Source organism: Thiomicrospira microaerophila (assembly GCF_000934765.1).
Lineage (GTDB): Bacteria > Pseudomonadota > Gammaproteobacteria > Thiomicrospirales > Thiomicrospiraceae > Thiomicrospira > Thiomicrospira microaerophila.
Genome location: NZ_JYNN01000010.1, coordinates 67,772 through 90,047 on the forward strand (window position 1 = coordinate 67,772; position 22,276 = coordinate 90,047).

The window sequence follows — 22,276 nt, forward strand, 5'->3', positions numbered from 1 at the left end:
GCTGTTAGGCAGGCGGGAAATTAATCCAGTGTACGCTTAACTTCATAACGCTTAAAGACTTCAATTTGGTCGCCTACGCGCACATCATTATAGTCTTTAACGCCGATACCGCACTCCATCCCTTGACGCACATCTTTCACGTCATCTTTAAAGCGACGTAACGATTCAAGTTCACCTTGGTAAATCACCACGTTGTCACGCAACACGCGAATCGGCTGGCTGCGGGTTACGACACCCTCGATCACCATACAACCGGCAATCAAACCAATTTTCGGTGCTTTAAATACATCACGTACCTCGGCCACACCCAAGATTTCTTCACGCTCTTCAGCAGACAATTTACCTTCAATCGCGCGTTTAACCTCATCCACGACTTCATAGATAATGCTGTAATAATAAAGACCGACGCCTTCACGCTCAATCAAACGCTTCGCCGACGTATCGGCACGTACGTTAAAACCAAAAACTAATGCCTCTGAGGCTATCGCAAGGTTGACATCACTTTCTGTGATCCCACCTACGCCACTGCTGACGACATTCACGCGCACTTCTTCATTGCTTAAATCGGTTAAGGCATTCGAGATCGCTTCGATTGAGCCTTGAACATCGGCTTTCAATACGATATTCACGGACTTCATTTCGCCTTCCGCCATCTTGTTGAACATATTGTCCAACTTCGAGCTTTGCTGACGCGCAATCTTCACTTCTTTAAACTTGCCTTGACGGAATAACGCCACTTCACGGGCTTTACGCTCGTTTTCTACGGTAATCATTTCATCACCGGCGGCAGGTACGCCAGATAGGCCAAGAATTTCAACTGGGAATGAAGGTCCAGCGGAATCCACCATCTTGCCTTGCTCATTCACCAATGCACGTACACGACCGAACTCCATACCACAAAGCGCAATATCGCCCTTTCTAAGCGTACCCGACTGAACCAATACCGTTGCGACCGGACCGCGGCCTTTATCAAGACGTGACTCGATGACAACACCTTTGGCATGGCCTTCGGTTGGCGCATCAAGCTCCAGCATTTCTGCACTTAACAAAATCGCTTCGAGCAGCTGATCAATACCCATGCCCTTTTTCGCAGACACGGGTACAAACTGAACATCGCCACCCCATTCTTCGGGCACCACTTCTTCGGCGACTAATTCTTGCATGACACGATCAACATTCGCGCCTTCTTTGTCCATTTTGTTAATGGCCACTACGATACCAACACCCGCCGCTTTCGCATGCTGAATCGCTTCTTTGGTTTGTGGCATCACACCATCATCGGCCGCTACAACAATAACAACAATGTCCGTCACCTTGGCACCACGCGCACGCATCGCCGTAAAGGCTTGGTGACCGGGGGTATCGATAAAGGTGATGTCGCCATTCGGTGTTTCTACGTGATAAGCGCCAATATGCTGCGTAATGCCACCCGCCTCACCATCGGCTATTTTGGCTTTACGAATATAATCAAGTAATGACGTTTTACCATGGTCAACGTGACCCATGATAGTGACAACAGGCGCACGGTGTACATATTCACCATGATACTCTTGCTGTAGCACCTCTTCTTCTAATGCATTTTCTTTTAAAAGAATTGGTTTATGCCCTAATTCCTCAACCACTATCGCTGCCGTATCCTGATCTAAAACCTGATTGATGGTCACCATGGTACCCATCGTCATCATGTACTTAATCACTTCAGCTACTTTCACAGACATTTTGTCTGCCAATTCGGCCACTTGAATGGTTTCAGGAATCGTTACATCACGCACAACGGGACCGGCAGGGCGTTGAAAGCCATGCTGGTTGTCAGGTGAGGCATGTTTCGTCCCGAAATGTTTTTTATTTCTACGGCGGCCCGCGGGTGACTGATCAGACACAATACGGGTTTTAATGGTTTTTTTCGATTTAGGACGCCCGTCTTCCATTTTGCTTTCTTGCGCCTTCCCCTCTTTACCCTTTTGCCCCTTACCCTTGTTCTCACCCTTGGGTTGAGGCGCAATCGCTTTATTCACAATTTCTGTTGACTTAGGTTTAAACTCGGTTTTCTTTGGCTTTTCCGCCGAGGCCGGTTTCGTTGTCGACACATTGGATGATTTAACCTGTTCAGACTCTACAGACTCGGCTTGAGACTTGTCGGCTTCCGGCTTTTGCTTGGCAACAGGCTGTGTTTGAGTCGTTTGCTGAACTTGCTCGGCTTGGTGTGTTTCTCCCGTCGTTGTTTCTACCGCTTTTGCTTCTGCCTGTGCAACGACTTTGTCGTCAGCCTGGGGTTCGCTGCTCGGTTTTACAGCCGCAACAGGCTCTTCACGCTTCACATAGGTACGCTTTTTACGGACCTCGACGTTCACGGTACGCTTACCTGAACCGGTTGAAAGGTTTAACGTCTTCACCTGTTTACGATGCAGTGTCACTTTTTTTGGCTCATCTGACGCATCACCATGCAAGCTTTTTAAGTAGCTCAACAGTGTGCGTTTTTCGTCCTCACTGATCGTGGCATTTTTGGTCTTTCCCTTTACGCCTGACGCGTCAAGTTGCGCTAATAACTTATCGACAGAAAGGTTGAGTGTTTCTGAAAACTTTAATATTGATACTTCGGCCATAATTCTTGCCTCTCCCTTTTTCTGTTATTCAAACCATGGTGCGCGCGCTTTCATAATCAGCTCCGCGGCCGCTTGCTCAGACATTGCTATAATTTCAAGCAACTCATCTGTACCTAACTCAGCCAGATCTTCTTGCGTCACGACACCATTTTCAGCTAGTTTTTTAGCCATTTCTTCATTCATACCGTCGAGTGCTAACAAATCCGCAGCCGGTTCGGCAAGCACCGTTTTTTCTTCGTTTACAATCGCTTGTGTGAGTAGCGCATCCTTGGCACGATGTTTAAGTTGCTCAACCAAATCCTCGTCAAACCCCTCTATTTCAAGCATTTCGGTGGTCGGTACATAAGCCACCTCCTCAATCGAAGTAAAGCCCTCATCGACTAAAATTTGCGCCAAATCCTCATCCACCTCTAACAAAGTTGTAAACTTCTCTAACTGTTTAGTGGCTTCGGTATTATGCTTTTCTTCCATCGCTGTTTTAGTCATGACGTTTAGCTCCCAGCCTGTTAGCTCGGAAGCCAAACGGATATTTTGTCCGCCCTTGCCAATCGCCATCGATAACTGTTCATCTTCAACCGCCAAGTCCATCTCGTGACGATCTTCATCAACCATGATCGAGGTGATTTCAGCCGGCGCCATCGCATTGATTACAAACTGAGCATCATTCGCATCCCATTGAATAATATCAATACGCTCACCGTTTAACTCATTCGTCACGGCTTGAACACGACCACCTCGCATACCGACACAAGCACCGATAGGGTCAAGACGTGGATCATTAGCGCGCACCGCTATTTTTGCCCGAAAACCAACGTCACGCGCGGCCGCCATAATATCAATTAAATCATCACCAATTTCAGGCACTTCGATCTTAAACAACTCCATCAGCATTTCTTTACAAGCACGCGACATAAACAACTGCGCACCACGAGGACGGAAGGTCACTTCTTTCAAATAAGCACGAACACGATCACCAATACGGAAATTTTCACGTCCAACCAGCTCAGAACGAGGAATCAACGCATCTACGTTATCCCCCATATCTAAAATCACATCACCACGGTCAATACGCTTGACTTGACCGGTCAACACGTCACCTACGCGCGTAGAATATTCTTCAACCACTTTTTTACGCTCGGCTTCGCGCACTTTCTGAATAATAATTTGCTTGGCGGTTTGCGCCCCTATGCGACCAAACTCAATCGATTCGATTTCTTCTTCGATATACATATCGGGATAGGCATTCGGATCTTCATCGACCGCGTCCATCATACGAATATACAAACCGGGTTCACCCTCAATGGCTACATCATCCTCAATCACCAACCAACGACGATACGTGGTGTAATTGCCTGTACGACGATCTATTTCAACACGTGCATCTATTTTATCGTCATTACTTTTAATTGTTGCCATCGCCAAAGCGGTTTCAATCGCCTCAAAAATTACTTCTTCGTCTACGCCTTTTTCATTGGACATTATCTCAACAACGGACAGTACTTCTTTACTCATGATTTATGACCACCTTAGAGTTCTACAACTAAATTTGCTTTATCGATATTAGAAAAGGGAATCTCGTAGCTTTCGCGATCCACCTCTACCACAATGTGCTCTGGATGCAACTCAACCAGCTCACCTTTAAACTTTCTACGCCCTAAAATAGGAGAACGTGCGCGGATATTCACCCGTTTTCCGACATAATCTTCGTAGTGCGCGGGCTTAAACAAAGGACGCTCCATACCTGGCGAGGAAACTTCCAACATATAAGCAGAAGAAATAGGGTCTTCAACATCCATAATGGCGCTCACTTGACGACTCACTTTCGCACAATCATCCACCGTCACCCCAACCTGGGGGCGATCAATGTAAATGCGCAAGGTTGAATCCTTGCCAGCGGCGATATATTCACACCCCCATAACACCATTCCTAACGCTTCTACAGCAGGTGCTACTAAGCCTTCAATTTTTTGCTCTAGCGTCACTTTATTTGCCCCTCGACACGAATATCTTTGAAAAACCAACAAAAAACCCCGTAAAAACGGGGTTCTCTAAAATAGAAAAACGAATGATTTCGCTTTTCCAAACTATATATGAGAAAAAACCCGCATAAGCGGGTTTTTGTCGAATATGGCGGTGGACTAGGGATTCGAACCCCAGGTAGGCTACAAACCTACAACGGTTTTCAAGACCGCCGCCTTAAACCGCTCAGCCAGTCCACCAAAATTTGATGTTGCGTATTATAGTGGTTTGGACCGACTTTGCAAGCCTGTTTTGCATTTTTATTTAAAGAATATTTAAATCTGCTCAATCCCATCCATATAACTACGTAAAACTTCAGGCACGGTAATTGAACCGTCGGCATTCTGGTAGTTTTCCAGCACAGCGACCAGCGTGCGCCCTACCGCCAAACCTGAACCATTTAACGTATGCAGCAATTGTGGCTTGCCCTGCCCACGCTTGAAACGCGCCATCATTCTGCGCGATTGAAAATCTTCAAAGTTAGAGCAAGATGAAATCTCACGGTAGGCATTCTGGCCCGGCAACCAAACCTCTAAATCATAGGTTTTTGCCGATGAAAACCCTATATCGCCACTACACAATGCCATCATTCGATAAGGTAAACCGAGTTTCTGTAAAATATTTGCCGCGTGTTGCGTTAAGGTTTCTAAAGCGGCATACGATTCATCCGGATGAACAAACTGGACCATTTCAACCTTTTCAAACTGATGTTGACGAATCAACCCCTTCACATCCTTGCCATAGGACCCTGCCTCTGAACGAAAACACGGGGTATGAGCCACATACATAAGCGGCAACGCGTCTTCATCTATAATTTCATTGCGCATCAAGTTGGTAATCGGCACTTCAGCCGTTGGGATAAGATACAAGTCGCGGTCACTGGTATCATGCTCGCTGTGTTTTTCAATTTTATACAAATCCGCTGCGAATTTTGGCAGCTGCCCAGTACCACGCAAACTGTCTTGATTAACAATATAAGGGACATAGACTTCTTCATAACCATGCTCAAAGCCGTGGGTATCGAGCATAAACTGTGTCAGCGCGCGCTGCAAGCGTGCCATAGACCCCTTTAACACTGAAAAACGCGCTGAGGTCACTTTCGTGGCCGCCTCATTGTCATACCAGCCTCGCGCCTCGCTTAAAGCCACATGATCCTTAACCTCGAAATCAAACTGGCGCGGTTCACCCCAACGCGCAACCTCCACATTTTCATCTTCAGATGCGCCGATTGGCGTCGTGTCATGTGGTAAGTTAGGTGTGCTGGCCAAAATCATATCCATTTCATGTTGCACTTGATCAAATGCCTGCTTCGCCTGCTCCAACTGCTCACCCAAATCTGCAACCGCATCCAATAATGGCTGCACATCTTCACCTTGTGCTTTAGCCTTACCTATGGCTTTCGCGCTTTGATTACGTTGGGCTTGAAGCTGCTCAGTCTTAACTTGCAAATCTTTGCGCTGTTGCTCAAGCTGGTTAAATGTCTCGGCATCAAAACGAAACCCTCGACGCGCCAACTTCTCTACCACCGCACCCATATCATTTCTTAGTAACTTTGCATCTAACATGTTTTTCTCTATTCTCTTTATTTAACCGGCCTATTTTATAAAGTTCACGCACGATCATCACGCAAATTTATAAAACATCCGAGTTAATTATTTTAGTAAATGGTTAAGCGCCTATTTTAAAGCCCTCGCCGCTAAGCGCCAAAGATTATTTCCACTTAAAGTAAAATCCTGTACTCAGCAGACAGGACCTAGGAGCCTGTCGGACTTGAATGGCAATTCAATCGAAATCAATGCACCTTTTGAATGCTTCTTTTCGACACCCATTAAATTGTAATAAACTTCATCACCCACTTGAGAATGTATAATGAGCTTTCCACCATGGTTTTTTACAATGTCCTGTGCAAGCGTAAGCCCCATACCCATGCCTTGGGTATTCGCTACATTTTCTCCGCGCTGAAATAATTTAGGTTCCAGCGTAGCGCGCGTAAAACCCACACCAAAATCCTTAACTCTAAAACACACCACGCCCGCTTGAATATTAACAGAGAAAAATACCTTGGAACTAGGCGAAGAATATTTGAATGCATTTTGCAAAACCAAACCTATCGCCAATACCAGTGACCCCATATCACCTTCAAACTGAATCGCCTGCCAATTCGGCTGAATGGGTGCTATCCATATTAAACGCTTTGTCTCCTCGGTATCACCCCATTCGTCATGCAAGGCCAACCAAACCTCTTCAAGCGTAAAACACTGGAAAACACCCTTTTGCAAATAGCGTTCCTTGTCAAGACAAACACTGATAAGACGACGCATTTTGTCCAGGACCTGTTGTTGTTTAGCATAAATGGGGGCCAGATGTTTTGAATCTGTCGTTAATTCATCTTGTAAATTTCTTAACCCAATATCCAATATCGCAATCGGTGTCATCAACTCATGCGACAATAAATTCATAAAGGTGCGTCGATAATCCAACTCCTCACTCACGTAATCCATTTTTGCTTTATATTTTACTAAACGCGCCTTTTGATCATAAAAACGATAAACAAGAAGAAAAAACACCAGCACAACCTGTAAAACAAGGGTCAGTGTTAAAACATTTTCGGTAAAAAACGTGGTTGAAAGATAACCGTGTAAATTGGCTAACCTGATAAAAATAGCAACAAATAGCAAACCAAAAACAAGGAGGTACTGCAGGGCAACAGGCTCTTTATTCCGAAGTAAAACAGACAAGATAATAAACAAAATCAGAAACATAGCGATAAAAAACTGTGTTAGCTGCAAAGAAAACTGATAATTTTGCTGAAATACCCCAAATAAAACGATAACAAAAACACCCCACACAACCATAAAGACCGTTCTAAAGATAAACCTATAATGCTTATCGATTTTTATTAGGCTGTTTGTCAAAAAAAACAGACTCAACAAACCCAGTGCATGTGCAAGAACAACCACGGGATCGGCCCAACCTATCGGCAAAAACAAGTTCAACCACCCATGAATAAACATAATGATTAGACTAATCGCACCGACAAATCCAATAAAATAAACAATTGACCATGCGCGCAATACAAACATGGCAGCCAAAGCAAATAGCAAGCTCAATAAAAGCAAGGCCGCAATAAAAGCGGACACGTAAATAACCCTTTGCTCATCACGCTCATACTGCTGTCGACTGACAAGATCAACACTTAGATTCAAGGCATTCTGCGATTGAATTCGCAAAAAAATAACATGGCTCTCATCCAATGACGATGACAAAGGAATAACAGGTAAACGTTGAGGGCCCAATAATGGATGTGACGGCCTCTGATCACCCAGTGACCAATGCGTCCAAGCCTCCGTTTTCTTGGAGCTCGGTGTAAATACATCTAAATAATCATGGTAGGGCTGATTAACTTTAAGCACCCAGTCTTCGGCATCAATTTGACCAAACATACAGGCTTGGGTTGCTAAGGGTAAATCGAATTTTAACCAAACCGCTGCGTCTGAAAACCCTAAGGCTAAACCGCCTGTTAGCTTCGTAAATACACGATTTTTGACCTGATCTACAGTTAAACTCGCCGTTGGATCAATAAAATAACGGGTGTTTTGTGTTAAAATTTTCTGGTGCTGACAGTTATCTACGCTGGCGATGGCTACCTGAGCATGCAGCGCGCACACAAGGCTCACAATCAACCCAATAAAAATGCATCTAACAGCGACTTTTAGATCAAAAACAGAGTAATTAAAAAACAACATCATATGAACTCCAAAGCACCTACTCGACCCGCACAACTTCAGATTCTTCTGGTTGAAGATGAAACGCTACTTGCGGAACAGCTTAGCCATTTTTTAACCAAACGTGGGTTTTTAGTGTCCATAACGCGGTGTATTAATGAAACACGAGACCGGCTAAAAACCCAATCATTTGACCTACTTCTGCTTGATCGTCTGCTTCCCGATGGTGATAGTTTAGCCAGCCTAGATGAATTCAAACAATTTCACCCGGGTGTCATTATTATTTTAAGCGCCTTAGGACTCAGACAAAACCGCATTGAGGGCTACCATGCCGGTGCGGATATTTACCTGAGCAAACCTGTCGACCTTGATGAACTTTTAGCTATTTTAGACAGCGTTAGTCAAAGAATAACACAAACCGATATCGCACACAGATACTGGACCATACACCATCATGAACTACGCTCCCCACAAGGTGTACATATACCACTTTCCAGCAGAGAAGCTTTAATTATTCAACAACTGATTGACAATGCACCCAACCCGGTCAAAAAAGCACACATCGTGGAGTCCATCGGCGCCGACTATAACACCTATGATACGCGCTCGCTCGACACCACACTTTACCGCATTCGCAATAAAATTAAACAGGCAACATCTGAATCCGTTCCCATTTTAACCTATCATGGGGTGGGCTATGGCTGGAAAGAATCATAGCATTTTTTGAGTTTAAAAAAAGCAAGGCTTACATGTTTAGACACATCACAACAAACCCATTTAAGCACCCCAGATGCTAAAAAAAACCGGGATGACTATTATCATCTGGCTATTCAATGTCACTGCCTTCGCTAACCAACACATTGTGCTAGATTTAAATCCAGAAGAGCGCGCGTTTATCGTGCAAAACCCTATTATTTCAATGTGTGTTGACCCAGACTGGAAACCCTTTGAATACCTTGATCAAGCAGGTCAACACCAAGGCATTGGGGCGGACTTAATTCGCTTAGTTGCCCAGCGCGTTGGCTTACAGCTGCAACCGATGCAGCTAACAAGTTGGCCAGAAAGTGTGGCCGCGTCCAAGGCTAACGCGTGTCAAGTTCTCAGCTTCATCAACCAAACGCCAGCTCGAGATAACTGGCTCATCTTTACGGATCCATTACTCCATGATCCAAATGTCATTATTACCCGCCAAGATCAACTCTTTATTCCCAGCCTCAGCACGTTACGCAATAAAACGCTTGTCTTACCCAGAGGCACCTCTATCGAAGAGCGCATTAGGCGTGATTTTCCGCATATCGCGATTGCACTGGTAGACACTGAGCAACAAAGTTTTGCCATGGTCAATGATGGTCGCGCCGACCTTACACTTCGCTCACTCTCCGTAGCGGCGTATACTATTCGCAAATACGGGTATTTCAACTTAAAAGTATCAGGCCAAGTACCCGAATACACCAACCAACTTCGAATCGGCGTTACGAAAGACAATCCGATACTGCGCGATATTTTAAATAAAGGCATCGCGACAATAACGGACCAAGAACGTGCGTTTATTACCAACCAACATATTCATATTCATGTTGAAACAGCACGTGATTATCGAATGACCTGGAAAGTTATTATTGCAAGCCTAATCATTTTACTGATCTCTTTATTCTGGATTTACTGGCTTATCAAACTAAATCGTAAATTAATCAAAATAGCGATGAAGGACCCTTTAACCGGTTTACTAAACCAAGAAGGCATTCAACGCCAAATAGATCAAGAAATTGAACGCACTCAGTACACCCGGGAAACCTTTGGCATTATCTTAATAGAGGTTGCCGATATCGATAAAAAAAATTTACTCGCTATAAAAAACATCCTAATCAACTACACGCAAAAAATTGATTTTGTGGCTAGATGGAGTACGGAAGAATTCATGATTCTCTGCCCATGTATTAACGCACCAAAACTAAAAGATCAGGCCGATATGCTTTACTGCGAAATCAAAAACATCAATCTCGCCGATACATTTTCGTTTTATATGGGGGCGACATGCTATAACAACCAAGAGTCACAAGAAACATTAATAAGCAGAGCGCAACAAGCCGTTTATCTATCGAATGAATCGGCGGCTACAGGCCCCTCTTTTATCCCATAATTGATAGGTTGTCTAAAAAAAATCTACTCAACCAAAAGCTGTTTGCCAAGCCATAGTCCGAGCCCGACGGCGGCGATACAGGCGAGCACGCTGGCGAGGATATTGGCGAGGGCCTTGCCTATTTCACCCGTTTGGATGTATTGCAGGCTTTCAAATGAGAAGGTTGAAAAGGTGGTGAACGAGCCTAAAAAGCCGACAATCAGCAGTGCGCGCCATTCAGCGGATACCGCAAACTTGTTGATCAATAAAATAGTCAGCAAGCCGATTAGAAACGAGCCAATCACATTCACCGCGAGCGTGCCCCATGCAAAATCCCGCCCTAACCAGAGATAGGTTTGATGCGATAAGGCAAATCGCGCCACCGCGCCCAACGCACCGCCAACCGCAATCGCCAACCAAAACATCATGATGGTCGCCTTTTGTGCGTTGCGGTTTGATTTAAGGCTTTTAAATGAGCCATTTTAGCGGCTATTTTTATTTCCAACCCCCGCTCTACCGGCTGATAATAGTCACGCTCAACCATGTTATCAGGAAAGTAACATTCGCCCGCCGCAAAGGCGTCGGGTTCGTCATGCGCATAGCGATAGCCTTTGCCATAATCCATCCCCTGCATAAGCTTGGTTGGCGCGTTACGCAGATGCAGCGGCACCTCATCAGAGCCATGGTGCTTAATGTCTTTCAGTACCGCTTTATAGGCCATATATACGGCATTCGATTTAGGCGCAACGGCTAAGTACACCGCCGCTTGTGCCAAGGCTAAATCGCCTTCGGGCGAGCCTAAACGCTCATACGCCTGCGCCGCATTCACCGCAACATCTAATGCGCGCGGGTCGGCATTGGCAATTTCTTCAGACGCCATCCGAATCAAACGACGGGCTAAATACTTAGGGTCGACCCCACCATCAAGCATCCGCACCAACCAATAGAGCGCGGCATTCGGGTCTGAGCCACGCACCGATTTATGCAGGGCCGAAATTTGATCATAAAAAGCCTCGCCACCCTTATCAAAGCGGCGAAAACCCGCTTGTACAATTTCACGACAATCCTGTAGCTTCACAACCAGGCCTGGTGGTAAATCGCCCGATTCAGCGGGTTGCGCAAAGTCGGCTAACTGTTCAATAAAATTAATTAACCGCCGCGCATCGCCATCTGCCGCTTGCACCAAGAGATCTTGCGCATCGTCCGCCAAATTAACTGGCATGCCTAAATCTTTCGACAACAAATCCAACGCGCGCGCCAATACTAACTTCAGCTCACCCCAATCCAAAGACTTCAACACATACACCCTTGCGCGCGATAACAAGGCATTATTTAATTCAAACGAGGGATTTTCAGTGGTGGCGCCGATAAACACAAAAGTGCCGTCTTCGACATAGGGTAGAAACGCATCTTGCTGGGATTTATTGAAGCGATGCACCTCATCGACAAACAACAAAGTGCCTTGATTAAATTGTTCACGCTGCGCTTTGGCTTGCTCGACCGCCTTGCGCACTTCTTTGACCCCATCAAGCACGGCTGACAGATTAATAAACTGTAAATCAGATTGATGAGCAATCAAGCGCGCCAAGGTGGTTTTACCGGTGCCCGGTGGTCCCCAAAAGATCATCGAATGCAGATGTTTGGAGGCAAACACTTTGGATAGCGCACGGTTTGCGCCCAGCAAGTGGGTTTGACCTACATAGTCAGCTAGGTTTTGCGGTCTTAAACGGTCAGATAAGGGTTGATAAGCCATCGCAATACACTAGATCTCACCAAACAAATCGGCGTTTTGCGGCACAGAAAAACGGAAGGCGCTTGGCGAAATCGGTTGATTAAGCTGAATATTTTCAAACCGCACCTTGGTAACATTATCCGCACTCTGATACATCCACACCTGCTGCATCACCCCGTCTTTTAAACCAATTTCAATGCTTTGAAAAAACGTATTGCCTCGTGGACGTAAGTTGTACCAAGTTAAACCCGCTCGATTACCTGCTGAAATAATACGATAAGCCTGCTCAATCGGTTCTTCAAACAATAACCAAGCTAAGGGAATATCATTTTGAATTTCCGCCACCGGGCGCACCGACACCTGGTTCAACTCCACATCATGCACCCATAAGCGTATCCCATCGACAATGATATGCTGCTCTTCAGGTTTTTGGTAGTTCCAGCGCATCAGGCCGGGGCGCATTAAATCAAACGTACCCGATGAAACTTCTTTACGAAAGAAATATTCCTCTTCTCGCTCCTGCACAAAATCGGCGCTAAATGTTTTTAATTGATCCACTGCTTGCTGCAAAGGATGCACCTGCCCCACTACCAGGCCTGGTAGTAAAAACCCAATCAACCCCAACGCATAAAATAATTTTCTCATATCCCTTCCTTTAATCAGATTTTGGCACTAAGACTTCACGATTGCCATTGGCTTGCATCGTCGATACCACGCCTGCTGACTCCATCGCTTCAACAATTCGCGCCGCGCGGTTATAACCAATTTTAAACCGTCGCTGTACCGATGAAATCGATACCCGACCACTTTGCACTACAAATTCGACCGCTTCATCATAAATTACATCTTGCTCGGCATCGGCTGGATCACCCGCTGCGCCGCCTTCTGACATCACCGAGTCGGGATCGCGGGTAATCGCTTCAAGATACTGTGGTGCGCCCTGCTGCTTAATAAAGTCCACCACGCGATGCACCTCATCGTCCGACACAAAGGCGCCGTGCACGCGAATCGGCGAACCACTACCTGGGGGCAAATACAACATATCTCCCATGCCTAATAACTGCTCCGCCCCCATCTGGTCGAGTACGGTGCGCGAGTCAATTTTTGAGGACACTTGGAACGAAATACGGGTTGGAATATTGGCTTTTATCAAACCCGTAATCACGTTAACTGACGGACGTTGGGTGGCCAGAATTAAATGAATCCCTGAAGCACGCGCCTTTTGCGCCAAACGCGCAATCAGCTCTTCGACCTTTTTACCGACCACCATAATCATGTCTGCAAATTCATCAATCACCACCACAATATAGGGCAGTGGCACAAGCGTGGGCGGCGCATCTGACATTTCAAAACTCAGGGTTTTGGCTTGTTCATACAAGGGATCCGGAATTGGCTCGCCCTTATCAATCGCCGCCTGCACCTTTTCATTAAAGCCGGCAATATTTCTAACGCCCATTTTCGCCATTAACATATAACGACGGTCCATTTCAAATACACACCAACGCAACGCGTTCGCTGCATCCGACATATCGGTCACCACCGGGGTTAATAAATGTGGAATATCCTCATAAATTGAGAGTTCCAACATTTTAGGGTCCACCATGATCAAGCGCACATCCTTAGCCGTGCTTTTATACAGCATACTCAAAATCATGCTGTTTACCCCAACCGACTTCCCTGAACCCGTGGTACCCGCTACCAGCACATGCGGCATTTTGGCTAGATTTGCCACCACGGGCTTGCCCGAAATATCCTTACCTAAACCCAAAGTCAAAGGCGCACTGCTGTTCTGAAAGGCCTCTGAAGACAAAATATCGCTAAAGCCAACAATCTCACGTTTAGCATTCGGAATTTCAATTCCCACACAGGATTTACCTGGAATCACATCCACCACACGCACCGCCTGTACCGCCAGCGCGCGCGCTAAATCTTTTGATAAGTTCGATATTTGGCTCACCTTCACACCGGGGGCGGGCATCAGCTCAAAGCTGGTTACCACGGGCCCAGGCAAAACCGCCTCAACCGTTACTGTCACACCGAACTCCTGCAAGCGTGTTTCAAGTAACAAAGACATGGATTGCAATTCTTCTTCCGAATAAGCATCGTCATACACCGGTGCGGGATCTAATAAAGACAAACAGGGTAACTCCGGCTCTTTGACTTGATAGTTCGCTGAATCCGCGCGGTATTTAGGCTCAACCGCCACCGCACCCTGTTGCGCCAAGCTCGGCGCTGACTGAACACTATCAGGTGTCATATCGGGGGGCGGCGGAACTTCCGAGCTAGAGGGCGCCGCCACTGGGCGCGTATCTTGATTGTCAAACGCATGAACAGCACTAGGCGCCGTATAAAAAGATGTTTGCGCCGGCGGCACGTCTTCGGCGCGCAAAACCGGTTGCGGTTGTGCTTGCGGTTGTGCTTGCGGTTGTGCTTGCGGTTGTGCTTGCGGTTGTGCTTGCGGTTGTGCTTGCGGTTGCGGTTGCGTCACAGGTTCTTCCTGCGCTGGATTCACGAAGCTAGGTTCTGGCGTGTTTAGCATAGCCTCGGTGGGCGAGTGCAGGTCATTATTATGCGCCTTAGGCGAAACCGGTGGCATCGGCTGATTTAACACCTCCGCACGCTGGGCATCGAGCACCTGCTTGCGTTTAAGCTTTTGTGCTTTGACTTTTAGGCCTTGTTCTCGCGTTTGCTTAATCCATTGCATCAACCTTGTTTTTAGGTTCAGATCCGCCCATGCGTTTGCCAGTGTATTGCCTCGCCATTTATCTATAGGCAAACGCGCCAGAATCGCTTCTATCACCCACCAAACGCCTCGCCCTGTTGCCTCTGTAATCGCTAACCAAGATTGACCGATTAACATACTCACGCCGACAGCAAATAACACTAACAGCACCAGCGTCGTCGCCAGTAAATCAAAGGCACCGATCAACAACACACTCAGTTCGTAACCCAGCACACCACCTGAAAAATAAGGCAAAGTCACCAACCAATTCTCAGGCGCCAAAAATAAACTTGCCATCGCTGAACCCGATAAGACAATCAAGACTAAACCGCTTAAACTAAGCAGGAGTCGTCCCCAGTCAAAATCAGGCGTGGCGCGAATTTTTAACGTAACCCAGCCCGCCATTAAAATGCCAAATGGCCAAGCAAAACCAAATACACCAAACAGGTAAAGAATAAACGAGGACAACCATGCCCCTGTCGCGCCACCATAGTTGAAATAGTTATCGACCGCACCCACGCGCTGGAACCCTGGATCATCAGGGTGATAGCTAAATAACACGACAAACAAAAAAATAGCTAAACTGATACAGCTTAGCAACACCACATCTTTCAATAGCCAATTCCAACGCGCCCATTTTGGGCGCCCCTGCTGTTCGAAATCTTGATTGTCATTAGAATTAAATAAAGCCAAAATACATCCTAAATTGTGCAAAATTATGCGAGTTACCCATGCTAACTCGCGGTGAGCCTAAAAAACTGCTAGAATTTTAACACAATTGACGCTTTAAACAGCGGCTAGCAACGCAACAACCTACAATAATTATCATTATAAAAAGGAATACCCATGACGGATAAACATTGCAAACTATTGATTCTAGGCTCAGGTCCAGCGGGTTATACGGCAGCGGTTTACGCGGCTCGTGCGAATCTTAATCCCGTCATCATTACCGGTATGCAACAAGGCGGACAACTCACCACCACCACGGAGGTCGATAATTGGCCTGGCGATGTGGAAGGTTTAACCGGTCCGGATTTAATGGTGCGGATGCAACAGCATGCCGAGCGTTTTGGTACGGAGATTATTTTTGACCATATCAACCAGGCCGATCTTCAACAACGCCCCTTCGTACTAAAAGGTGACAGCGGCACTTATACGTGTGATGCTTTAATTATTGCAACCGGTGCCTCGGCGAAGTATTTAGGTCTTGAATCGGAAGAAGCCTTCAAAGGCAAAGGCGTTTCTGCTTGTGCCACCTGTGATGGCTTTTTCTACCGCAACCAAAAAGTCGCGGTAATTGGTGGCGGCAATACCGCTGTTGAAGAAGCGCTGTATTTATCCAACATCGCCGCCGAAGTTACAGTGGTGCATCGTCGCGACACGTTTAGAAGCGAAAAAATCCTGTCTGACAAGCTACTCGCCAAAGCCAAAGAAGGCAATGTAAAACTCGAGCTTAACAGCGCGCTTGACGAAGTATTGGGTGACAAAACCGGCGTGACCGGCATACGTATCAAAAACGTTGAAACGGGCGAAACCAAAGACATCGACTTAATGGGCGTATTTATCGCGATTGGTCATACCCCTAACACGGGACTATTTGAAGGTCAGCTTGAAATGGTCAATGGCTATATTAAAGTACAAAGCGGTTTACAGGGCAATGCGACCGCCACGAGTGTGGAAGGCGTATTTGCTGCGGGCGATGTAATGGACCAGGTCTATAAACAAGCCATCACCTCTTCAGGCGCAGGCTGCATGGCCGCACTCGATGCCGAGCGCTATTTTGAAGAAAAGGGAATCGCGTAACCTCGCCGCCTATCGGCGCAGGCTTGTTGAAACGAATCGATGAACAAACTCAAACGACAACAGATTTTTGACCGATTGGCGGTAGCCATTCCTGAGCCGGTGACTGAACTCCATTACAGCTCACCTTTTGAGCTGCTGATCGCGGTGATTTTATCGGCGCAGGCGACGGATAAAGGCGTGAATATCGCCACCGCCAAGCTGTTTCCCATCGCCAATACGCCTGAAGCTATCTACGCATTAGGTGTGGACGGCCTCAAACACTATATTAAAACGATTGGGCTGTTTAACACCAAAGCCGAAAATATTATTAAAGCCTGCAAAATGCTGGTTGAATTGCACGCTAGCGAAGTGCCTCAAACCCGTGAGGCACTTGAAGCCCTGCCCGGTGTTGGGCGTAAAACCGCCAATGTGGTGCTCAATACCGCGTTTGGACAGATAGCAGTGGCGGTCGATACCCATATTTTCCGGGTATCGAATCGCACCAAGATTGCGCCCGGCAAAGATGTACTAGAAGTTGAGAAAAAACTGTTAAAATTCACCCCCAAAGAACACTTGATGGACGCCCATCACCTTCTTATTCTGCATGGTCGCTATACGTGCATGGCGCGAAAACCACGCTGTGGTAGCTGTGTTATTTTTGATTTATGCGAATTTAAAGACAAAGAAAAATACGCTGAATAAGCGCATTTTACAACCAGGCCTGGTTATGAAATAGCCTTATTTGTCACAAAAAGGTCATCTTTATTATGTACACTTCTGAACGCGACAAATTGCGCCAACACTATGCCGATATTTGGCAGAAGGCGCGACTCAATCAACCACTGGATGCGCTTGAACAGCAAATTGCGATTGTGATTGAGCAGCACCCGGAATACCATCAAATGTTGGCTAACCGCCAGCATATTAAAAATGAATACCTCCCTGAAATGGGTGAAACCAATCCATTTTTACATATGGGGATGCATTTAGGTATCCGCGAACAGGTCGCAACAGACCGCCCCGCTGGCATTGCGCATGTCCATAGAGTGTTAACACTCCAGTTTGGCAGCCAACTGGACGCCGAACATCTGATGATGGATTGCTTAGCAGAAGCACTCTGGAACAGTCAAAAAAACCAACAAGCACCTGACGAGATCGCCTATCATGCTTGCTTACAAAAACTGATTAAAGGATAACACTCATGCTCTTCAACCCTGTTAAACGCGCACTGCGCAATGGTATTTTTCTAAGTATCGCTGTGGGGATTATTGTTGGCTGGCAAGGCGAATCCATCTGGAATGCATTGACCAGCGCGCTATTCACCTTTGCCATTATCACCCCCGCTTTTTGGCTTTCTTATAAATGGGCGAATAAACTCGCCGCTAAGCACCGCGACAAGGACACCACTCACTAAAATTGGTTTTGCAATTGAGGGGCTTATCGACTTAGAATAGAAACCATTATGTTAGTTACTGATCGGAGTGATGCTTATGATGCCGCGCCAAGATCCACGCCCTGTTAACCTCAGTCTTCGGCATTTTCGCTTTCCACCGAATGCGATTTTGTCGATTAGCCATCGTGTAACAGGCGTTTTACTGGTTGCTACCCTGCTGGGTTGGTTAGTCTGGTTAAACCTTGTAATGTTCGAACCCAGCCGCCTTCCTAGCCACCAGGCCTGGTTGTTGAGCGGTGCTGGCAAAGTCTTTTTATCCCTATTTTGGTTGGCTTTAGCCTTTCACTGGTTGGCTGGCCTACGCCATCTCTTGATTGAATTCTGCCTAAACAAACGCCTAACCGCCTTTATCCGCAGTGAATCCGCCGTCTGGCTGCTACTCGGTCTATGGTTCACGCTCAGCCTGTTTGCGCTGCTAAGGATTTGGTAATGCGCTTAACAGGAAAACGTGCTTTTGTTTGGCAACAAGTCTCCGCCGCTTATCTGGCGCTCTATACACCCTATTTAGTTTGGCTAAGCCTCACCCAATCCATTGGCTCGCTAGCCGATTTATTTTCGCCCTCGCTATTAGTGCCCAGCCTGATTGCACTGATTTTGCTGCTTATTCATGCCTGGGTGGGGTTGCGTGATGTGATGATCGACTACTTACCACGCCCTCACCTGAGCGGATTGCTGCGCGGCCTGCTCGTTCTGCTTATATTGATTGGCTTGAATTTAGCCTGGCTTCTAACCCAAGGATTAACACTATGAAACAGGCGCAGTTTGATGCCGTGATTATCGGTGCAGGCGGTGCGGGTTTGCGCGCCGCACTGCAGTTAGCGCAATCCAATGTCAAGGTGGCGGTGGTGTCCAAGGTGTTTCCTACGCGCTCCCATACCGTCGCCGCCCAGGGTGGCATTAATGCCGCACTGGGTAATGTCTCAGAAGACAACTGGCATTGGCATATGTTTGACACCATCAAAGGCAGTGACTATTTAGGCGACCAAGACGCGATTGAGTTTATGTGCCGCGAAGCGGTCGAGATTGTGCGCGAATTGGAGCACTTTGGTGTCCCCTTTTCACGGTTAGATTCAGGAAAAATCTACCAACGCCCGTTTGGTGGTCAAAGCCAACACTTTGGCGAAAGCCAAGCAACACGCACCTGCGCCGCCGCTGATCGCACGGGTCACGCGATACTCCACAGCCTCTACCAACAAAACCTACAAGTCGGCACCCATTTTTTCAATGAACACCTCGCCCTAGACCTCATTAAAGACGAACAACACCAGATCGCGGCCATAATGAGCCTCGATATTCAAACCGGTGAATACCACCTGTTACGCGCCAACCAATTTTTAATCGCCACCGGTGGCGCGGGGCAATTATTTCGCACCAACACCAATGCGATGATTAACACCGGTGATGGGCTTGGCATGGTTTTACGCGCCGGCTTGCCGTTAATGGATATGGAGTTTTGGCAGTTCCACCCGACGGGTGTGGCAGGCAAGGGCATGTTGATTTCCGAAGGCGCGCGCGGTGAGGGCGGTGTGTTGCGTAATGCGCAAGGCGAAGCCTTTATGCAACGCTATGCGCCAAAAGTGAAAGACTTGGCTTCACGCGATGTCGTATCGCGTGCGATTGCGATTGAAATTCAACAAGGCCGTGGTTGCGGCGAACACAAGGATTATATTGAACTCGATTTAACCCACCTAGACCCAGAGATGATTAAAACACGGCTGCCCGGCATCCGCGACATCAGCCTGACCTTTACCGGTCAAGACCCGATTAATAGCCCGATTCCCATTCATCCAAGCTGTCACTATATGATGGGCGGCATCCCGACCAACCTGCACGGCCAAGTGCTCACTAAGCAGGATGGACAGATGCATGCGCTGCCCAACCTCTATGCCATCGGCGAAGCAGCCTGTGTATCGGTTCATGGTGCAAACCGTTTAGGCGGTAACTCCTTATTAGATATCGTAGTTTTTGGGCGCGAAGCCGCCCGCCATATGCAACAACAAACCCAGTTAGGCTCTGCATCCGACCTACCACTACAAATGCAACAGGTTGAGCAACGCATCCATAAATGGCAACGAGCGTTATCAAATAACGCGTCACCAAATAACACGCCTCTTAGCGCAAACATCAACGATAACGCCGATTCAATCTATCTGATTAAACAAGACCTGCAACGCATCATGGAGCAACACTGTGGCGTGTTCCGCGATGCCCCCAACTTGGCCGCAGGGCTACCGAAATTGGATGCACTGGCAGAACGCTTGAATAAAGTAGGCTTAGAAGACAGCGCACAGGTATTCAACCTAGAGCGTGTTCAAGCCTTTGAACTAGAAAACCTGCTTGCATTGGGCTATGCCACCCTGCATAGTGCGCTGTCACGCCAAGAAAGCCGAGGCGCACACAGTCGGGTTGATTTTCCAGAACGTGATGACCAGGCCTGGTTGAAACATACCTTGTATTTTAGCGAAAATCACCGAATAGATGACAAACCAGTTAACCTCAGCCCCTTAACGGTTGACGGATTTAAACCTAAACCACGTGTTTATTAGGAGATAGCGAATATGGAATTTATTATTTATCGCTTTAACCCTGAAACCGACAAAGCACCCTACAACCAAACTTATCAGCTCGATAAAACGCAAATCAAGCCTGGCATGATGTTGCTCGATGCATTAAAACACCTAAAGCAACAAGACCCGAGCCTTAGCTTCCGTAGCTCCTGCCAAGAAGGCGTGTGCGGTTCGGATGGCGTTAACGCCAATGGTCAAAACAAACTCGCCTGTATTACGCCGCTAAGCGAGCTAGGCAATAAGATTAGCTTACGCCCTTTACCGGGTTTGCCAGTGATTCGTGATCTTGTGGTAGATATGACGCAATTTTACGAACATTACGAGCGCGTAGCGCCTTATTTACAAGCGGATGAATTCAATGCGGACGTTGAGCATTTACAAACGCCGATGGAACGCGCCAAGCTCGATGGACATTATGAATGCATTCTATGCGGCTGTTGCACCACTAGCTGCCCGTCTTTTTGGTGGAATCCTGATAAGTTTGCCGGCCCTGCCGCCCTACTTGCGGCACACCGATTTGTGGTTGATAGCCGCGATATTCAACCCAAGCAACGACTCAAGCAGCTCGATGATGCCTATACCACTTTCCGCTGCCGCAACATTCAAAACTGCACCGCCAGCTGCCCAAAAGGACTCGACCCCAGCGCGGCGATTTCTGATTTAAAACATCGAATAATCAATGATGACTAACAGATATACTGAGTGCAATCGAAAGTGCTGTCTACATTATTACAGCTCCCATTCCTGCGTCATCCCTGCCTACGCCGTCACCCTGCGACTTCGCGCAGGGTGACAGGGCAGTGAAATATCTGGGTTAAAGATGACACTCACTTGCGAATCGTCACATAACTCACTACAATTGCCCTATTATCTACGAGGGTAACCGCATGAAAACCGCGTCATTTCAACCCAAATCCCAGTCAAGCAAAGCCGAAACCCAAGTGCACGACACGCCATGGAAAAATGCGTTAGATCGCTATTTCAAAGAAGGCATGCAACTGTTGTTTCCAACCGTCTACGATGCCATCAACTGGCAACAAGCGCCGGAGTTTTTAGACAAGGAACTGCAAAAAACCCTCGCCAAAGGTGAAAGACCAAAAACCGAAGCTGACAAACTGGTTAAAGTCCAACTCAACACCGGTGAAGAGAAATGGTTGCTGATTCATATTGAAGTCCAAGGCTCACCGCAAAAAGACTTTGCCGAACGAATGTTCCGCTACAACAGCCGCATCCGCGATCGATACAAAAAAGACGTGATCAGCTTAGCGGTACTCAGTGACACCAACCAACGTTTTCGACAGGATACCTATCGCTACAACGAACTGGGTTTTAAAATGACCATGCACTTTCCAATCTGCAAACTGCTGGATTTTATCCCAAGGCGCGAAGAACTATTGGTGAGTGACAATGTGTTCGGCCTCATTGTGTTGGCGCAATTGGACGCCAAACAAATCAAAGACCCGCACCAGCGGATGAATGCCAAACTCAACCTAATCCGTGAGTTATTCAGGCGCGGATTAAACAAAGAGGACGTGATCCACCTGTTCAATCTAA

Annotated in this window: 20 protein-coding genes and 1 tRNA gene; 11 read left to right on the forward strand and 10 right to left on the reverse strand. The window is 47.0% G+C overall.

Features of this window, described 5'->3' with window-relative positions; genetic code table 11:
- Nucleotides 1–20: 20 nt before the first annotated feature.
- The 6 genes from infB to NA59_RS05725 form a co-directional block, all read right to left on the reverse strand.
- The gene (gene infB, locus NA59_RS05700; protein ID WP_044409336.1) at nucleotides 21–2,603 is read right to left on the reverse strand and encodes a translation initiation factor IF-2; all 2,583 of its coding nucleotides are present in this window, start codon (nucleotides 2,601–2,603) and stop codon (nucleotides 21–23) included.
- 24 nt (nucleotides 2,604–2,627) lie between these two features.
- Nucleotides 2,628–4,115 carry a transcription termination factor NusA gene (gene nusA, locus NA59_RS05705; RefSeq protein ID WP_044409338.1) on the reverse strand — a complete coding sequence of 496 codons (1,488 nt, stop codon included), beginning with the start codon at nucleotides 4,113–4,115 and terminating at the stop codon, nucleotides 2,628–2,630.
- A 14-nt stretch (nucleotides 4,116–4,129) separates the two neighbouring features.
- A complete protein-coding gene (gene rimP, locus NA59_RS05710; RefSeq protein WP_044409341.1) occupies nucleotides 4,130–4,585 on the reverse strand; it encodes a ribosome maturation factor RimP in 456 nt (151 codons plus the stop codon).
- Nucleotides 4,586–4,731: 146 nt separating this feature from the next.
- Nucleotides 4,732–4,822: transfer RNA gene (locus NA59_RS05715), tRNA-Ser, on the reverse strand.
- Between the two features lie 75 nt (nucleotides 4,823–4,897).
- On the reverse strand, nucleotides 4,898–6,187 hold the full coding sequence (serS, locus tag NA59_RS05720; RefSeq protein WP_044409349.1) for a serine--tRNA ligase: 1,290 nt from the start codon (nucleotides 6,185–6,187) through the stop codon (nucleotides 4,898–4,900).
- Nucleotides 6,188–6,361: 174 nt separating this feature from the next.
- Nucleotides 6,362–8,371, reverse strand: a complete 2,010-nt coding sequence (locus NA59_RS05725) for a sensor histidine kinase (RefSeq protein WP_044409351.1) — start codon at nucleotides 8,369–8,371, stop codon at nucleotides 6,362–6,364.
- Between NA59_RS05725 and NA59_RS05730 the strand changes: the two genes are divergently transcribed.
- Both NA59_RS05730 and NA59_RS05735 read left to right on the forward strand, forming a co-directional pair.
- A complete protein-coding gene (locus NA59_RS05730) occupies nucleotides 8,372–9,064 on the forward strand; it encodes a response regulator transcription factor (RefSeq protein ID WP_044409354.1) in 693 nt (230 codons plus the stop codon).
- A gap of 73 nt (nucleotides 9,065–9,137) precedes the next feature.
- Nucleotides 9,138–10,487 carry a transporter substrate-binding domain-containing protein gene (locus NA59_RS05735; RefSeq protein WP_052501487.1) on the forward strand — a complete coding sequence of 450 codons (1,350 nt, stop codon included), beginning with the start codon at nucleotides 9,138–9,140 and terminating at the stop codon, nucleotides 10,485–10,487.
- 23 nt (nucleotides 10,488–10,510) lie between these two features.
- On the opposite strand, the gene crcB is transcribed toward NA59_RS05735, so the two are convergent.
- The 4 genes from crcB to NA59_RS05755 are packed head-to-tail and all read right to left on the reverse strand — an operon-like array spanning nucleotide 10,511 to nucleotide 15,613.
- Nucleotides 10,511–10,894 carry a fluoride efflux transporter CrcB gene (gene crcB / locus NA59_RS05740; RefSeq protein ID WP_044409355.1) on the reverse strand — a complete coding sequence of 128 codons (384 nt, stop codon included), beginning with the start codon at nucleotides 10,892–10,894 and terminating at the stop codon, nucleotides 10,511–10,513.
- Nucleotides 10,891–12,219, reverse strand: coding sequence for a replication-associated recombination protein A (locus NA59_RS05745; protein WP_044409357.1), 1,329 nt, complete (start codon nucleotides 12,217–12,219; stop codon nucleotides 10,891–10,893). Before NA59_RS05745 ends, crcB begins: the two co-directional genes overlap by 4 nt.
- Before the next feature lie 9 nt (nucleotides 12,220–12,228).
- Nucleotides 12,229–12,843 (reverse strand): LolA family protein, encoded by a 615-nt coding sequence (locus NA59_RS05750; RefSeq protein ID WP_044409359.1) that lies wholly within the window; start codon nucleotides 12,841–12,843, stop codon nucleotides 12,229–12,231.
- A gap of 10 nt (nucleotides 12,844–12,853) precedes the next feature.
- Complete coding sequence (locus NA59_RS05755) at nucleotides 12,854–15,613, reverse strand: DNA translocase FtsK (RefSeq protein WP_052501488.1); 2,760 nt, start codon at nucleotides 15,611–15,613, stop codon at nucleotides 12,854–12,856.
- A gap of 153 nt (nucleotides 15,614–15,766) precedes the next feature.
- On the opposite strand from NA59_RS05755, the gene trxB reads away from it, so the two are divergent.
- The 9 genes from trxB to NA59_RS05800 all read left to right on the forward strand — a co-directional run.
- A complete protein-coding gene (gene trxB / locus NA59_RS05760; protein ID WP_044409365.1) occupies nucleotides 15,767–16,723 on the forward strand; it encodes a thioredoxin-disulfide reductase in 957 nt (318 codons plus the stop codon).
- Between the two features lie 39 nt (nucleotides 16,724–16,762).
- On the forward strand, nucleotides 16,763–17,404 hold the full coding sequence (gene nth, locus NA59_RS05765; protein ID WP_044409368.1) for an endonuclease III: 642 nt from the start codon (nucleotides 16,763–16,765) through the stop codon (nucleotides 17,402–17,404).
- A gap of 65 nt (nucleotides 17,405–17,469) precedes the next feature.
- Nucleotides 17,470–17,898, forward strand: a complete 429-nt coding sequence (locus tag NA59_RS05770) for a DUF1841 family protein (RefSeq protein ID WP_044409371.1) — start codon at nucleotides 17,470–17,472, stop codon at nucleotides 17,896–17,898.
- 5 nt (nucleotides 17,899–17,903) lie between these two features.
- Entirely contained in the window at nucleotides 17,904–18,116 is a 213-nt protein-coding gene (locus NA59_RS05775; RefSeq protein WP_044409374.1) for a hypothetical protein, read from the forward strand.
- Nucleotides 18,117–18,192: 76 nt separating this feature from the next.
- Nucleotides 18,193–18,585 carry a succinate dehydrogenase, cytochrome b556 subunit gene (sdhC, locus tag NA59_RS05780; RefSeq protein ID WP_052501489.1) on the forward strand — a complete coding sequence of 131 codons (393 nt, stop codon included), beginning with the start codon at nucleotides 18,193–18,195 and terminating at the stop codon, nucleotides 18,583–18,585.
- A complete protein-coding gene (sdhD, locus tag NA59_RS05785; protein WP_044409377.1) occupies nucleotides 18,585–18,905 on the forward strand; it encodes a succinate dehydrogenase, hydrophobic membrane anchor protein in 321 nt (106 codons plus the stop codon). Before sdhC ends, sdhD begins: the two co-directional genes overlap by 1 nt.
- Nucleotides 18,902–20,701: a succinate dehydrogenase flavoprotein subunit gene (gene sdhA / locus NA59_RS05790; protein ID WP_044409380.1), complete on the forward strand. Its 1,800-nt coding sequence runs from the start codon at nucleotides 18,902–18,904 to the stop codon at nucleotides 20,699–20,701. Before sdhD ends, sdhA begins: the two co-directional genes overlap by 4 nt.
- A gap of 12 nt (nucleotides 20,702–20,713) precedes the next feature.
- The gene (locus NA59_RS05795; protein ID WP_044409383.1) at nucleotides 20,714–21,412 is read left to right on the forward strand and encodes a succinate dehydrogenase iron-sulfur subunit; all 699 of its coding nucleotides are present in this window, start codon (nucleotides 20,714–20,716) and stop codon (nucleotides 21,410–21,412) included.
- 197 nt (nucleotides 21,413–21,609) lie between these two features.
- Nucleotides 21,610–22,276 (forward strand): RpnC/YadD family protein (locus tag NA59_RS05800; protein ID WP_044409386.1); only part of this gene is annotated, 667 nt, incomplete at its 3' end.

Excerpts from the sequence above, each read along its gene's own strand:
- infB (WP_044409336.1), bottom strand. The coding sequence starts at position 2,603 with ATGGCCGAAGTATCAATATTAAAGTTTTCAGAAACACTCAACCTTTCT.
- nusA (WP_044409338.1), bottom strand. The coding sequence starts at position 4,115 with ATGAGTAAAGAAGTACTGTCCGTTGTTGAGATAATGTCCAATGAAAAA.
- serS (WP_044409349.1), bottom strand. The coding sequence starts at position 6,187 with ATGTTAGATGCAAAGTTACTAAGAAATGATATGGGTGCGGTGGTAGAG.
- NA59_RS05725 (WP_044409351.1), bottom strand. The coding sequence starts at position 8,371 with ATGATGTTGTTTTTTAATTACTCTGTTTTTGATCTAAAAGTCGCTGTT.
- NA59_RS05730 (WP_044409354.1), top strand. The coding sequence starts at position 8,372 with ATGAACTCCAAAGCACCTACTCGACCCGCACAACTTCAGATTCTTCTG.
- NA59_RS05735 (WP_052501487.1), top strand. The coding sequence starts at position 9,138 with ATGCTAAAAAAAACCGGGATGACTATTATCATCTGGCTATTCAATGTC.
- crcB (WP_044409355.1), bottom strand. The coding sequence starts at position 10,894 with ATGATGTTTTGGTTGGCGATTGCGGTTGGCGGTGCGTTGGGCGCGGTG.
- NA59_RS05745 (WP_044409357.1), bottom strand. The coding sequence starts at position 12,219 with ATGGCTTATCAACCCTTATCTGACCGTTTAAGACCGCAAAACCTAGCT.
- NA59_RS05750 (WP_044409359.1), bottom strand. The coding sequence starts at position 12,843 with ATGAGAAAATTATTTTATGCGTTGGGGTTGATTGGGTTTTTACTACCA.
- trxB (WP_044409365.1), top strand. The coding sequence starts at position 15,767 with ATGACGGATAAACATTGCAAACTATTGATTCTAGGCTCAGGTCCAGCG.
- nth (WP_044409368.1), top strand. The coding sequence starts at position 16,763 with ATGAACAAACTCAAACGACAACAGATTTTTGACCGATTGGCGGTAGCC.
- NA59_RS05770 (WP_044409371.1), top strand. The coding sequence starts at position 17,470 with ATGTACACTTCTGAACGCGACAAATTGCGCCAACACTATGCCGATATT.
- NA59_RS05775 (WP_044409374.1), top strand. The coding sequence starts at position 17,904 with ATGCTCTTCAACCCTGTTAAACGCGCACTGCGCAATGGTATTTTTCTA.
- sdhC (WP_052501489.1), top strand. The coding sequence starts at position 18,193 with ATGATGCCGCGCCAAGATCCACGCCCTGTTAACCTCAGTCTTCGGCAT.
- sdhD (WP_044409377.1), top strand. The coding sequence starts at position 18,585 with ATGCGCTTAACAGGAAAACGTGCTTTTGTTTGGCAACAAGTCTCCGCC.
- sdhA (WP_044409380.1), top strand. The coding sequence starts at position 18,902 with ATGAAACAGGCGCAGTTTGATGCCGTGATTATCGGTGCAGGCGGTGCG.
- NA59_RS05795 (WP_044409383.1), top strand. The coding sequence starts at position 20,714 with ATGGAATTTATTATTTATCGCTTTAACCCTGAAACCGACAAAGCACCC.